Genomic DNA, 12,487 nt, shown 5'->3' with positions numbered 1-12,487 from the left:
AACCGCTGTTCATCGCAGCGGCGCATCGTGACCGCGTGCCCGTCTTCCGGTAAGGTTACGGCCTGACAGCGATAGCCGGGGGCGGCCATTGCTGCCAACGTAACGGGCGCGAACACCCGGGACCGGGCAGTTGCCGGTGGCGGAGTTGAGTTATGGTCATAGAAAACATCATGTATTTCGTGCTCGGCCTGCTCGTGGCCGGGCTGTTGGCGTTGATCATCATGCCCGCCGTCTGGCGCCGCGCCGTCCGCCTCACCAAGAAGCGCATTGAAGCCGCGACGCCGATGACCATGGCCGAGTTCCGCGCCGACAAGGACCAGCTGCGTGCCGAATTCGCCTTGTCCACCAGGCGCCTCGAGATGAACGTCGAGGCACTGCGCCGTCGCCTCTCCGACCAGCTCCGCGACATCAATCGCAAGAAGAACGAGCTCGGCGGCATCAAGGGCGAGCGCGACAGCCACCTGCAGGTGGTGCGCGAGCTCGAGGAGCGCGAAGCCGAAGCCCGCCGCCGCATCCTCGAACTGGAAAAGGACGGCGCCGATCTCGCCCAGAAACTGCGCATGCGCGACCGCGAGCTGGGCGAAAAATCCAGCCAACTCGACGCCGCCCGCGAAACCCTGCGCGGCAGCGCCCCGCGTGCTTTCGCCGTTGATGGCAAGGCGCTGAGCGGCAACTACAACACCGATATCGACGAGTTGCTGCAATACGTCGAGATCGAAAAGAAGCGCTCGGAATTCCTCGAGACGCAGAACCGCACGCTGATCGAAAGCCTCGAGAATTCCGACAAGAGCGGCGCTGAAGCGCGGGCCGCGGCGACGGAGCTCCGCGAAAAACTCGCTAAACGCGATGACGTGGTGAGCGACGCCCAGTCCGACCTCGCCGAGGCCGAAGCCCGCATCGCCGACGCCGAAAGCCGCGTCTCCACCCTCCTCGCCGAGACTACCAAACTGGTCGGCGACGGCGAGGAAAAGCGCGACATGCTGCTGGCCGAAAAGCTTGGCCTCGAAGAAGAAATGGAAAAGCTGCGCGCCAAGGTGGCCAGCGTCGAAGACACCGTGATGGCCGACTGGGACAGCGACCGCATCGAGCAGTCGCACCTGCGCGAACGGCTCAACGACATCGCCTCGGACGTCAGTCGCCTGGTCTACGCGCTCGAAGGCAACGGCCCGATCGACGAGGAAGAGAGCCTCGCCTCCCGCATGCAGAAATTCGTCGACGCCGAGGAAGCCGAAGCCGCACCGGTCAAGGGCCCCAAGGCGAGGAAAGGCGGCGCGCCGGAAGGCCAGGCGGTGTCAGACCGGTTGAAGGCGCTGCGCGAGTTGCAGGACGGTAACTGACCAATACGCCGCACCATCAGTCGGCCACCCTCTCCCGCCTGCGGGGGAGGGACGCCGACTGCACGTTCCGCTGTACGCCGACCTACTCGCTGACCTCGGGCAGCGACCTACTCGCTGACCACAGGCACTTCGCGGATCATCTCGCCCGACTTACCATCGAAAATGCGCACGCTGGTCAATGGCCCGAGCTTGTAGGTAACGGTCACCCGGCCATCCGCCGCGACCGCCGAAACCACTTCGCCACCGGCCGGAATCTTCAGCGCGGCGATGACGTAGTCGCTGCCGGCTTTGCTGTCGCTCTGCGATGCGCGGTAGACAAGTGCGCCGCCGATGGCGATAAGGCCCACGACCAGTAGCCCCATCGACACCATGAAGGACTTGCGCGCCCGGGCCAGTACGGCCTTGGCTTCCGGCGTCAGTTCCGGGGTGGTTTCGGGTTTGTCTTGAGGATCGCTCATGCAGGAAATTTCCGGCGAGGAACAGGAGTGGCAGTTGCTGGTCGATGCCGCCGACGCCGGCAGCCGGCTGGATGCCGCACTCGCCCGTGCCGTACCGGTCTTCTCGCGCAACCGGATCAAGGACCTGATACTGGCCGGAAGCGTCGCGATCAATGGGCGAGCTGTCACAGAGCCCAAATACAAGCTGCGCGATGGCGAAGAAGTCACGCTCGTCGCCCCCGAGCCGATCGAGGCCGAGCCGACCCCCGAGAACATCCCGCTCGATATCCTCTACGAAGACGACCAGCTGATCGTCATCAACAAGCCGGTCGGCATGGTGGTCCACCCTGCCCCCGGCAACTACACCGGCACCCTGGTCAATGCGCTGCTCTACCATTGCGGCGACAGCCTCAAGGGCATTGGCGGGGTAAAGCGCCCGGGGATCGTCCACCGCCTCGACAAGGATACGTCCGGCGTCATGGTCGCCGCCAAGACCGAGCAGGCGCATAACCACCTCGCCGCGCAGTTCGCCGATCACGGCCGCACGGGGCCCCTCCACCGAGCCTACATGGCTTATTGCTGGGGCCGCACCCAGCAGGCCTCTGGCACCGTCGAGGCGCCGCTCGGCCGCGACCCGGCCAACCGGCTGAAGCAGGCGGTGCGCCAGGATGGCCGCGAGGCCATCACCCATTACTGGGTCGAGGCCCGCTTCGGCGACGAGGGCTGGGACATTACCCGCATCCGCTGCGAGCTCGAGACCGGCCGCACCCACCAGATCCGCGTCCACATGGCTCATATCGGCCACCCGCTGGTTGCCGACATGGTCTACGGGCCGGGCTTTGCCACCAAGGTCAACCGCCTGCCCGACCAGGCCAAGGCGGCCGTAGCGGCGCTGGGCCGGCAGGCATTACACGCCGCCGAACTCGGCTTCGAACACCCGACAAGCGGCGAGGAAATGCAGTTCGAGGCGCCGCTGCCGCCTGATCTCGAGGCGCTCGAGGCAGCGATCCAGCCGTTCGACCGGGCGTTTGCGCGGTAAGGCGCTTGCGGCTGACGGCGGCGGTATGCACGAGTTGACCCGCTGCCTCACCTCCCCACTCGGTGGGGCAAGCGGTGCCCCCCAGGGTGAGCGCCGGAGGGGAGTGGCAGGCCAAATGCCCACCTGCAAGGTTCACGCAACCTTCGGGGTCTACCAACGTTTTCATGCAGGGTCGGTGGGTCTTATCAAGACCGATTTTCGACCTATATATCTCTGACAGTCAGCCGTGTGCCGGACTGGACACGGCTGCGTATCTGCCCGTGACTACGGGGGAAAGACGAGGGTGCATTATGGCCCAGACCAATCTGCCAATTCTTTCGGCTGAGGGTGGACTCAGCCGCTACCTCCAGGAAATTCGTAAGTTTCCGATGCTTGAGCCTGACGAGGAGTACATGCTCGCCAAGCGCTACAAGGAGCATCAGGATCCCGGTTCCGCCCAGAAGCTGATCACCTCGCATCTGCGCCTCGTGGCGAAGATCGCCATGGGATATCGCGGCTATGGCCTGCCTATCTCCGAGGTCATCTCGGAAGGCAATGTCGGCCTGATGCATGCGGTGAAGCGCTTCGAGCCCGAAAAGGGCTTCCGCCTCGCGACCTATGCGATGTGGTGGATTCGCGCTGCCATTCAGGAATACGTGCTGCGCTCGTGGTCGCTGGTGAAGATCGGCACCACCGCGGCGCAGAAGCGGCTGTTCTTCAACCTGCGCAAGATCAAGGGGCAGATCGCCGCCCTCGATGACGGCAACCTCCACCCCGACCAGATCAAGCAGATCGCGACGACGCTGCACGTCACCGAAAGCGACGTGGTGTCGATGAACCAGCGCCTCTCGGGCGATGCTTCGCTCAACGCACCGATGCGCGCCGACGAAGGCGCCTCGGAGTGGCAGGACTGGTTGGTCGACGATACGCCGAGCCAGGAGACCACCCTCGGTGAGACCGAGGAATTCTCCGAGCGCATGGGCTTGCTCACCAATGCGATGAGCGACCTCAACGAGCGCGAGAAGGCGATCTTCCAGGCCCGCCGCCTGCGCGACGAGCCGGCGACGCTCGAAGAGCTGGCGCAGGAATACAATGTCAGCCGCGAGCGCATCCGGCAGATCGAAGTCCGCGCCTTCGAAAAGGTGCAGGAAGCCGTGCAGAAGGCGGCACACGCCAAATCGCGCGAAGCCAGCCTCTGAGATCAGTTGCGATCAATGAATGAGAAAGGGCCGCCCAGTGGGCGGCCCTTTCTGTTTGGGCTGCGTACCTGCCTAAGCGCCCTACCCGTTCTGCGGTGGCCCGATCACCGGCACCACCGCCGGGCGCGGTTGTTGTGCCCAGGCGAACTCGCCCTTGCCCCATTTGGCGAAGCGCGCCAAGAGCGCGTCGCGCGCCCGCATGCCCGCAGTGCCAGATGTCTTCTTGTTCTCGCGGATCAGGTAGGCGAAGGCCAGCCGCTCGCCATCGCGTTCGGCCCAGCCGACGAACCAGCCGGTCTGCCGGCGCGAGTTGAAGGTGCCATCGGCGTTGCGCTCGTAATAGGTGCCGGTCTTGCCCGAGACGGTCCACTTGCCGGCCGTAAAGCTCGGCATGATGGCGACCACCGCGGCCTGCGCCGCCGCCGTTGCCGGCAGCTCGCCCGCCAGCATCCGCCGCACGAACCGCACCTGCTCTTCCGGGGTGATCAGCAGCGACGAGTTGATCCACGAACGCAGCAGGCTGTTGTTCTTGCCCGGGTCGCCCGAGATATCGGCATTGCCATAGTCGAAATCGCTGACGTACTTGCCGAAGCGCTCGGCGCCCATCTCGGCGACCAGCACGCGCGAGTACCACAGCACCGAATCGCGCAGCCAGGTGGCGGGCGTGGTGGTCACCTTCCAGTCCGCCCGGTTGGCGTCATACTCGGCCTTGTACGGCCAGGCCGGCTCCTCCGCCCCCGTGAGGATCCCTGCATCGAACCCCATCACCGCCAGCGGCACCTTGAACGTCGACGCTGGCGAGGTCGGCGTGGCGCAACCGCCGCCCTCCTGCAGCCGCACCGCGCCGCTTTCGGCGTCGACGATCAACGTGCATACCACTTCCGCCCGGCTCGCGGACACGGCGGCAAGGCTCAGCAATAATGCTGCAATCAGAACTTTCACGAATGGCCCCAAGCTCTTAAAGACCGCGACATGTAGCGGGGATTTGGGCGGAATTTCGCCGGAACGGGGGTTTTCGACCGATAGAGACGGCCCCCTTCCGGCCTCCCCCATAAAGGGGGAGGTGAAGAGTCGGGCTTGTGGCCCGATAGTGCCTGAAACTCGATGCGGCACCTCCCCCTTTATGGGGGAGGATGGGAGGAGGCCGTCTCTATCAGTCAGCGTTTCTCCAGCAGCAGCTTCGCAATCAGCTGCGCCAAGTACTTCCGCGGCAGGATCAGCAAATACGGCGCATGCACGCCTTCCTCCGGCACGATCCGGAACGGCCCGGTCAGCGCCTCGTTCGAGGTGCCCGTCCGCACCCCTGGCGCGAGCTTCACCGCGTCGAGCGGGTATTTCAGCCCTTCCGAAGTCCAGAAGGTTATCGCCGCCAGCGGGTGGATCGAGACGCGCTCGCGCGGATCGACGGTGAACGAGAACGCCTTGGTCAGCGGCAGCGCCACGTCCTCTTCGTCGACCAGCACGATCTTCCGCTTTGCCGCATATTTGGCCACCGCATCGAGCGCGGCCAGCGTGTGGTCGAAGCGCCGCCCGGTCATCCCCAGCGCCACCGTTACCGGGGCGCGGGTCGAATAGAGCGACTTCTCGAAATCGGTGGTTTCCTGTTCGCTGATCTGCATCAGCCGGGTCTTGCCCAGCCAGGAGTGCGGGTTCTTCAGCGAATCGAAATCGCCGATGATCAGCTCGGGCTTGAGGCCGGCCTCGACGATCTGGTCGGCTCCGCCATCGGCTCCGACCAGATGGCCGCCCGAAGCGTAGAGCTCGCGCAGGAGGTCGAAATCGACCGTCCCGCCGCCAACGATGACCATCAGGTCGTCAAAGACCGCAACGGAAGTCTGGGGGGCACGCGCTTGCACGGAGGGAAAACTCTGTCTATCTGTCAGCTGTCTCGCTGGGGTGTTCCGGGCCTTCCGGAGCTGAGAGTTACCCATTGAACCTGAACCAGGTCATGCTGGCGGAGGAAGTTCGAGATGGCAAGGGCGCGACAGCGTCCGATCCATTGACGTCCCCTTCATTCACATGGCCGCAACCGAAGGGAACGATTTATGCGCTCGTTCGCACACCTCGCGTTGGCGGCAGTCATCTGCGCCACCGCCCTGCCTGTCCTCGCCGAGGACAAGCCGATCCTCAACATCTACACCTATGATGGCTTCGCCGCCGAATGGGGGCCCGGCCCCGGCCTGAAGGCCGGCTTCGAGCAGACCTGCAACTGCACCATCGAGTGGACGACCTCCGAGGACGCTATCTCGAACCTCCGTAAGGTGCAGCTCGAGGGCACCGCAACCAAGGCCGATGTCGTGCTCGGCCTCGATACCGCGACCTCGGGCGAAGCTCGCGCCACCGGCCTGTTTGCCCCGCACGGCCTCACTCCTGAGGGCCTGGTGCTGCCGTGGAACGACGCTGAGTTCGTGCCCTTCGACTACGGCTATTTCGCCTTTGTCTATGACAAGCAGAAGACACCCAACCCGCCGACCTCATTCGAGGAGCTCATTGCGCTGCCCGCGAGCTTCAAGATCGTCATCGAGGACCCGCGCTCGTCGACACCCGGCCTCGGCAATGTGCTGTGGGTCGAGGCCGCCTATGGCGACCGCGCGCCGGAGATCTGGAAGGGGCTGAAGCCGCACGTCCTCACCATGACCCGCGGCTGGTCGGAAGCCTATGGCCTGTTCCTCGACGGCCAGGCCGACATGGTGCTGAGCTACACCACTTCACCCGCCTACCACGCCATCGCCGAAGACAAGCACAACTACGCCTATGCGCCGTTCTCCGAGGGCTATGTCGCGCAGGTCGAGGTGGCGGGCGTGCTGAAGAGCTCCGATCAGCCGGACCTGGCCAAGGCCTTCCTCGCTTACCTCACGACGCCGGAGGCGCAGAAGATCATCCCCACCACCAACTGGATGTATCCGGTGATCGACCTCGGCGCAGACCTCCCGGCCGAGTTCGGCAAGCCGCCCGCAAAGGTGCTGACGATCGACGAAGCCGCGCTTGCCGCCAATGGCCGGGCCTGGGTCGATGCTGCTCTCGCCGCGCTCCAGTAACCTAGTGCTGCCGCACCGTCCGCTCCGGCTCATCGCCGGGGCGGGCGTCGCGGCGGCCATCGCCGCGCTGGTGGCGCTGGTGCTGCTGGCCATCCTCGCCGCCGCGGCAGGCGAACCGTCACGCCAATCGAGCGTCGACGTCTGGCACCTGGTGTCGATGACCGCCATCCAGGCCGGGCTTACCACCGTGCTGTCGCTGCTCGTCGGCACGGCGCTGGCCTGGGCGCTGAACCGGCTGCGTTTCCCCGGCCGCGACCTGATCGTCGGGCTATTCGCCTCCGCCATCGTCACCCCCGGCCTGATCGTCGCCTTCGGGCTGCTGTCGGTCTGGGGCCGCGCCGGCTGGGTCAACCAGGCCTCGCTGGCGCTCACCGGCCAGCCGCTCGAAGTGCCGCTGTTCGGCCTCGGCGGCATTCTCGCTGCCCATGTCATCCTCGATGCTTCGTTTGCCGCCCGCATCCTCCTGGCGCGGCTCGACGCCATCCCGGAAAAGCGCCTGAAGACCGGCCAGAGCCTCGGGCTCGGCGCCTGGCGGCGCTTTGAGGTGATCGATTGGCCGATGCTGCGCACCACGCTGCCCGGCCTCGCCGCTATCATCTTCCTCCTCGCCTTCACCAGTTTCCCCATCGTCTTGCTGCTCGGCGGTGGCCCGGCCAACCAGACGCTGGAAGTCGCGATCTATGCCGCCGTCCGGCTCGATTTCGACCTCCGCGGCGCCGTCACTTTGGCGCTGGTGCAGATCGGCATCTGCTCGGCCATCATCATCGCCGCGTCTGCCTTTGCGCCCATATCGGCCAGCACCGGCGGCTCGACCCCGCCGCGCTGGCGTGACGGGACTGCCGCGCGCATCGCGCAATGGACCGTCCTCGTCTTCGGCATCGTCGGCTTCGCGCTGCCGTTGCTCGCCATCCTCATCGACGGCGTCGGGCCCGGCATCATCGAGGTGGCGAGCCGCCCCAGCTTCTGGAAGGCGCTCGGCACCAGCCTCCTGCTCGGTTCCGGCTCGGCGCTGCTCACCCTGCTCTTGGCGCTCGGCATCGGCATGGGCCGCGCCGCCTCCGGCATCCCGCTGCTCCGCGTCGGCATCGGCGCCCCGGCCTATGCCTATCTGGCGGTGCCGGCCGTGGTGCTGTCGCTCGGCGCGTTCCTCCTCGTGCGCAATGCCGGGATGCTGCCCGAGGTTGCAGCCCCGCTGGTGGTGCTGCTCGCCAACGCGCTGCTCTCCCTGCCCTTCGCGCTGGCGACGCTGGCGCCGCCGCTCGATGCCATTGCCGAACGGCGCGGCCGGCTGATCCGCTCGCTCGGTCTCAGCGACTGGCGGCAGTTCACCGCCGTCGAGTGGCCGCTGCTCGGCCGCGAAGCCGGCGTCGTCCTGGCGCTGGCATTCTGCTTCTCGCTCGGCGATCTCGGCGTCATCGCGCTGTTCGGCACCGAGGATTTCGCCACCCTGCCGCTGCTCATGTACCGGGCACTGGGCGCCTATCGCAGCAACGACGCCGCCGCCATCGCAGCGCTGATGCTCGTGATTACCATCGCCGCCTTCGTGCTGCTGCCAAAACTGTTTGGAAAGCTCACCGATGCTCGAAGCTGACCACCTGCGCTTCACCCACCGCGGCGCGACACGCCACTTCGACCTGAGCTTTGTGGCAAAGCCCGGTGAGGTCACCGCCGTCAGTGGCCAGTCCGGCGCCGGCAAGTCGACCTTGCTCGACCTGATCGCCGGCTTCCTCGTACCCTCGGCCGGCCGGCTGACGCTCGCTGGACAGGATCTGCTGCCATTGCCGCCCGAGCAACGGCCGATCTCCATCCTGTTCCAGTCCGAAACCCTGTTCGAGCACCTCAGCGCCTACCAGAACCTCGAACTCGGCCTGCCCCGCGGCGTGACCGGCGGGCGGCAGAAGATCGAGGCAGCGCTCAACGAGGTCGGGCTGCCGGGCGTATTGAAGCAGCGCGCCGACACCCTGTCGGGCGGCGAGAAGCAGCGCGTGGCTCTGGCCCGCACTTTGCTGCGCGACCGACCGGTGCTGCTGCTCGACGAGCCGTTCTCCGCCCTCGACGACGACACCCGCGGCACTATCCGCACGCTGGTGAAGTCGCTGACCGAACGGCAGCAGTGGATCACGCTCCTGGTCAGCCACCATGTCGACGACGTCGAGGCGCTGGCAACGCGGCGCTACCAGCTGCGCGATGGCATGCTGTTCGAGGGGTAGAGGGCTGAGGGTCGCGTGGCACCCCATTGGCCGGCGCGGGCTGCCCCCCACCCCTGTCCCCTCCCCGCAAGGGGGGGGGGCGACCCTCACACCAGCATCTCAGTCTGCGTCTCCCTCCCCCTTGCGGGGAGGGATCAAGGGTGGGGGTCAGGTTGCGCCGGTAGTAGCAGCGAGTCGCTGTCCAGCCCGCGCTGAACGCGCGCTACACTAACCCTCCGATTCTCCCCGGATGCCCCGCCATGTCCGAAGCCAATCCTGCCCGTTCCCCCGAGGGGCGGCAGATGTTCGAGAACCTCAAACGCGCCGTGCGGCTGAGCGCCCGGCTGAGCGACATCGGCTTTGATGACCTCGAGAGGCTCTGCACCGCCTTCAGCGAGCTGATCGGCAAGCCGGTGGGCGAGCGCTTCATGATCATCCCGCCCTTCTCCACCGATTGCGGCCTCAACATCACCGTCGGCAACAACGTCTTCATCAACCAGGGCTGCCACTTCATGGACCTGGGCGGCATCAGCATCGGCAATGACGTGATGATCGGACCGAAGGTGAACCTCGTTTCCGCCGGCCATCCGACCGATCCGGCGCAGCGCCGCAACGGCATCGTCAAAAAGCCCATCACCATCGGCAACAATGTCTGGATCGGCGCCGCCGCGACGATCCTGCCGGGGGTGAGCATCGGCGACAACGCAGTGATTGCAGCCGGAGCGGTGGTGAGCCGCGATGTACCGGCGAACACCATTGCCGCGGGCGTTCCGGCGCGGGTGTTGAAGCGGCTGTAGTGCTGGTGGGGCGGAGCGAACGTCCCTTCTCCCCTCAGGGGTCGCGGGACGAGGGCGTAGCCCTCGCCCGGAGGTGGCCGAAGGCCGGTTGAGGGGTGAAGCGGCGAAATGCGCACTCGCTGAGAAGCTGAACCCCTCACCCGAGTTCCGCTACGGACCTGAAGGTCCTAGCTGCACTACCCTCTCCCCTCAGGGGAGAGGGGGAAGCCCGCTGGCTGTCATCCTAGGTGAAGTCCGATCCTCAAAACAAAAACGCCCGGACCTCGGGCCCGGGCGTCTCGATGATTCTCTCTCAGCCGATCAGTTCGCGGCAGCGACCGACTTGGTCCACTCGCCCACCACTTCGGTGAACATCGTCTCGGCCGCGGCGTCCTTTTCGAGCGTGATGATCGCCCGCTTGCCGGTGGCATAGATCAGCGCCAGATCCATCCACTTGCGCGAGGTGAGCAAGCTGCTGTTGGCGGTGATGTCGGCGGGCGAGGCGCTGAGCGCGAACAGGAACGAGTTGCCGACGACGCGGGCCGAAGCGCCGACCAGAGGCGTTCCCTGCACCAGCTCTTCGTTTTTCAGCAGCACGCCCGGGAGGCCCGCGATCGAGCCGCCGATAAAGCTGTCGGTCACCCGGAAGTTCACTTCCATCAGGTGGCTGGCCGGGAGACTCGCGTCGGAGTTCTTGCGGATCAGCACGTCGACGGCGAGGTTGCGCGCCGGGATGTTCGCCTTGCCGATCAGCGTCGGCAAGCCCATCTCGTCGGTGCCCTTGCTCCACTCCACCGTGCCTGAGAACGGCACGGCGCCGGTGGTGCCGCTGTCGGAGGCTTCTAGGAGCAGCGACTGGCTGCCGGCGAGGCTGGCCGGATCGACCGAGGCGGCTGCCTGCGTGGCATCGGTTGCCGCCGTCTGCTGGTCGGTACCGAGGCGCTCCTCGGGTGCCGCTGGAACCAACCGGCTCAGTTCCGCCGGCGCTGCGGCAGTCTCGGTGCCGAGGCGATCATCCGTCGCGCCCAGCTCGGCGGTCGGCGTATCGCTCTCGGCTGGTGTCGCCGTATTGCCCGGGCCGGTAGCCGGGGTGTCGGTCGTGGTTTCGGCCGGCGTCGGAGCGGTGACCGCTGCCTGCTGCGTCGCCGGAGCGCCGCGCCCGAACATCTGGTCGAGGTCGATGAAACCTTCACGCCAGGCCCAGAAGCCGGCGCCACCGGCGCCGATCAGCAGCACGGCGAACACGATCAGGAAGATGGTGACGGCTCCGAGGCCGCGACGTTCGTCCTCGGCCCGGGCGCGCGGGAAATTCGGCTCGGTATCGCGCTGCTTCTTACCGCGCGGCTCACGGGCATCGCGGGCAAAGGCGCTGGCCTTGGCGGCCTTGCCTTCGCGCTGCGGGCGCGCATCGGCCTTGAGGATCGACGGCGCAAAGCCGTTCTGCCGGGCCGGCGGTTCGTCGGCCTCGTCGTCGAAGGCGCTGTAGCCACCGTTGATGACCGGCTCTTCGAACTCGGTATCGCCGCGCGCTTCGCGGTCGAGCGTCGCGATGGCGCGATCGATCGCGCCCTGCGGATCGGCAGGCGGGGCCTCCACCTCGACCTCGCGCACCGCCGACATGGCGGCGGCAATCGGCGGATCGTTGAACAGCGCCACCGGCTCGGACATCTGGCGGGCAGCGGCCTGGCCGTTGCGACCCGCGGGCTCCATACGGGGCGCCGGCAGTTCGCGGCGCGGCTCCAGCACCGGGCCACGGGCGGCGCCACCGATCGGGGCGCCGAACGCGGCATTGCCGGTACGGCTCTTGGCGGCTTCGGCCCGCGCCACGATCGAGGGCAGCGGCGAGCGGCCGGTCGGCGACCTGGCCGGAATCGGCGAGCGGACCGGCGACGAGCGCTGCTGCAGCTCCTCGCCGTCGTCCTCATCTTCGTCGGACGGCACGGGAGCGGCGAGCTGCGGCTGCTGGCGCTGCGTCGAGGGCACCAGCTTGGGTACGGGCTTGCCCATCGGCTTGGCGTCGGGGCGCACGATCGAGCGCGACCGGTCCGATCCCTCGGTCTGCTCGGCATTGGCGGCTGCGATGATCTCTTCGATCGAACCGCCCGGCGGCAGCGGCCGTGGCGGCTCCTTGCCGTTCTGCGGCACGGGCTTGGCGACAGGTTTAGCGACAGCCGCCGGGGCCTTCTTGGCCGGCGGCTCGAAATAAACCGGCGGCGGCGGCGGATTGTCTTCCTTGCCCGAACCGAGGCCGGCGATCACCGCCTCGCTGGCTTCCTGTTCGACCTGGCGGATGCAATCCTCGAGCTGCAGGCGGTGTGCGGTGATGTCGCGAGCAGCCAGCGGCGGATTGATGGCGCGCAGCTGCCCGACCAGCGCGGCACGCGCCTTCTCGTAGACCGCGCGTCGCGCGGCGCCGTTATTCTCCGGCAGAGCTTCTACCGCCCTACGTAACAGCTCTTTGTAGTCCGCCATTGGCTAAGCGACATCCGTAAT

The 12,487-nt window shown here is 66.7% G+C and carries 10 protein-coding genes, 1 pseudogene and 1 riboswitch; of the genes and pseudogenes, 7 read left to right on the top strand and 4 right to left on the bottom strand.

The features are described from left to right. Nucleotides 1-152 precede the first annotated feature (152 nt). Nucleotides 153-1,337 carry a hypothetical protein gene (locus ASC89_RS16745; RefSeq protein WP_055999795.1) on the top strand — a complete coding sequence of 395 codons (1,185 nt, stop codon included), beginning with the start codon at nt 153-155 and terminating at the stop codon, nt 1,335-1,337. 107 nt (nt 1,338-1,444) lie between these two features. Here the strand turns inward: ASC89_RS16745 and ASC89_RS16740 are convergent, their stop codons facing one another. Continuing rightward, nucleotides 1,445-1,795 (bottom strand): hypothetical protein, encoded by a 351-nt coding sequence (locus ASC89_RS16740; protein WP_055883279.1) that lies wholly within the window; start codon nt 1,793-1,795, stop codon nt 1,445-1,447. Here ASC89_RS16740 and ASC89_RS16735 point away from each other — a divergent pair. Next, nucleotides 1,794-2,813 carry an RluA family pseudouridine synthase gene (locus tag ASC89_RS16735; protein WP_055999791.1) on the top strand — a complete coding sequence of 340 codons (1,020 nt, stop codon included), beginning with the start codon at nt 1,794-1,796 and terminating at the stop codon, nt 2,811-2,813. The genes ASC89_RS16740 and ASC89_RS16735 overlap by 2 nt on opposite strands. A 290-nt stretch (nt 2,814-3,103) precedes the next feature. Then, nucleotides 3,104-3,991 carry an RNA polymerase sigma factor RpoH gene (gene rpoH, locus ASC89_RS16730; protein WP_055883274.1) on the top strand — a complete coding sequence of 296 codons (888 nt, stop codon included), beginning with the start codon at nt 3,104-3,106 and terminating at the stop codon, nt 3,989-3,991. Between the two features lie 177 nt (nt 3,992-4,168). On the opposite strand, the pseudogene blaOXA reads toward rpoH, so the two are convergent. Next, nucleotides 4,169-4,945, bottom strand: a pseudogene (gene blaOXA, locus ASC89_RS16725) (class D beta-lactamase); the annotation flags it as partial. A gap of 203 nt (nt 4,946-5,148) precedes the next feature. Further along, nucleotides 5,149-5,799 (bottom strand): thiamine diphosphokinase, encoded by a 651-nt coding sequence (locus ASC89_RS16720; protein WP_055999787.1) that lies wholly within the window; start codon nt 5,797-5,799, stop codon nt 5,149-5,151. 74 nt (nt 5,800-5,873) lie between these two features. Continuing rightward, nucleotides 5,874-5,971: riboswitch (TPP riboswitch) on the top strand. Between the two features lie 65 nt (nt 5,972-6,036). Here ASC89_RS16720 and thiB point away from each other — a divergent pair. The 4 genes from thiB to ASC89_RS29125 all read left to right on the top strand — a co-directional run bounded on the left by thiB (nt 6,037) and on the right by ASC89_RS29125 (nt 10,015). Then, the gene (gene thiB, locus ASC89_RS16715) at nt 6,037-7,029 is read left to right on the top strand and encodes a thiamine ABC transporter substrate binding subunit (protein WP_055999784.1); all 993 of its coding nucleotides are present in this window, start codon (nt 6,037-6,039) and stop codon (nt 7,027-7,029) included. After that, nucleotides 7,004-8,620 carry a hypothetical protein gene (locus ASC89_RS16710; RefSeq protein WP_055999781.1) on the top strand — a complete coding sequence of 539 codons (1,617 nt, stop codon included), beginning with the start codon at nt 7,004-7,006 and terminating at the stop codon, nt 8,618-8,620. The genes thiB and ASC89_RS16710 overlap by 26 nt, the downstream gene beginning before the upstream one ends. Beyond that, nucleotides 8,607-9,239 carry an ATP-binding cassette domain-containing protein gene (locus tag ASC89_RS16705; RefSeq protein ID WP_055999778.1) on the top strand — a complete coding sequence of 211 codons (633 nt, stop codon included), beginning with the start codon at nt 8,607-8,609 and terminating at the stop codon, nt 9,237-9,239. Before ASC89_RS16710 ends, ASC89_RS16705 begins: the two co-directional genes overlap by 14 nt. 239 nt (nt 9,240-9,478) lie before the next feature. Beyond that, nucleotides 9,479-10,015, top strand: a complete 537-nt coding sequence (locus ASC89_RS29125) for a sugar O-acetyltransferase (protein WP_055999775.1) — start codon at nt 9,479-9,481, stop codon at nt 10,013-10,015. Nucleotides 10,016-10,315: 300 nt separating this feature from the next. Here ASC89_RS29125 and ASC89_RS16695 read toward each other — a convergent pair whose 3' ends face one another. Next, on the bottom strand, nt 10,316-12,466 hold the full coding sequence (locus ASC89_RS16695; protein WP_055999771.1) for a hypothetical protein: 2,151 nt from the start codon (nt 12,464-12,466) through the stop codon (nt 10,316-10,318). Between the last annotated feature and the right edge of the window lie 21 nt (nt 12,467-12,487).

The sequence above is a fragment of the Devosia sp. Root413D1 genome, from assembly GCF_001425235.1.
In the GTDB taxonomy this organism is placed as follows: domain Bacteria; phylum Pseudomonadota; class Alphaproteobacteria; order Rhizobiales; family Devosiaceae; genus Devosia_A.
The sequence above is the reverse complement of the archived record's forward strand: the minus strand, read 5'-3'. Positions and strand labels throughout refer to the sequence as shown.

Coding starts and splice junctions, on each gene's coding strand:
- rpoH (WP_055883274.1), top strand. CDS start 3,104: ATGGCCCAGACCAATCTGCCAATTCTTTCGGCTGAGGGTGGACTCAGC.
- ASC89_RS16705 (WP_055999778.1), top strand. CDS start 8,607: ATGCTCGAAGCTGACCACCTGCGCTTCACCCACCGCGGCGCGACACGC.
- ASC89_RS16710 (WP_055999781.1), top strand. CDS start 7,004: ATGCTGCTCTCGCCGCGCTCCAGTAACCTAGTGCTGCCGCACCGTCCG.
- ASC89_RS16695 (WP_055999771.1), bottom strand. CDS start 12,466: ATGGCGGACTACAAAGAGCTGTTACGTAGGGCGGTAGAAGCTCTGCCG.
- ASC89_RS29125 (WP_055999775.1), top strand. CDS start 9,479: ATGTCCGAAGCCAATCCTGCCCGTTCCCCCGAGGGGCGGCAGATGTTC.
- thiB (WP_055999784.1), top strand. CDS start 6,037: ATGCGCTCGTTCGCACACCTCGCGTTGGCGGCAGTCATCTGCGCCACC.
- ASC89_RS16745 (WP_055999795.1), top strand. CDS start 153: ATGGTCATAGAAAACATCATGTATTTCGTGCTCGGCCTGCTCGTGGCC.
- ASC89_RS16735 (WP_055999791.1), top strand. CDS start 1,794: ATGCAGGAAATTTCCGGCGAGGAACAGGAGTGGCAGTTGCTGGTCGAT.
- ASC89_RS16740 (WP_055883279.1), bottom strand. CDS start 1,795: ATGAGCGATCCTCAAGACAAACCCGAAACCACCCCGGAACTGACGCCG.
- ASC89_RS16720 (WP_055999787.1), bottom strand. CDS start 5,799: ATGGTCATCGTTGGCGGCGGGACGGTCGATTTCGACCTCCTGCGCGAG.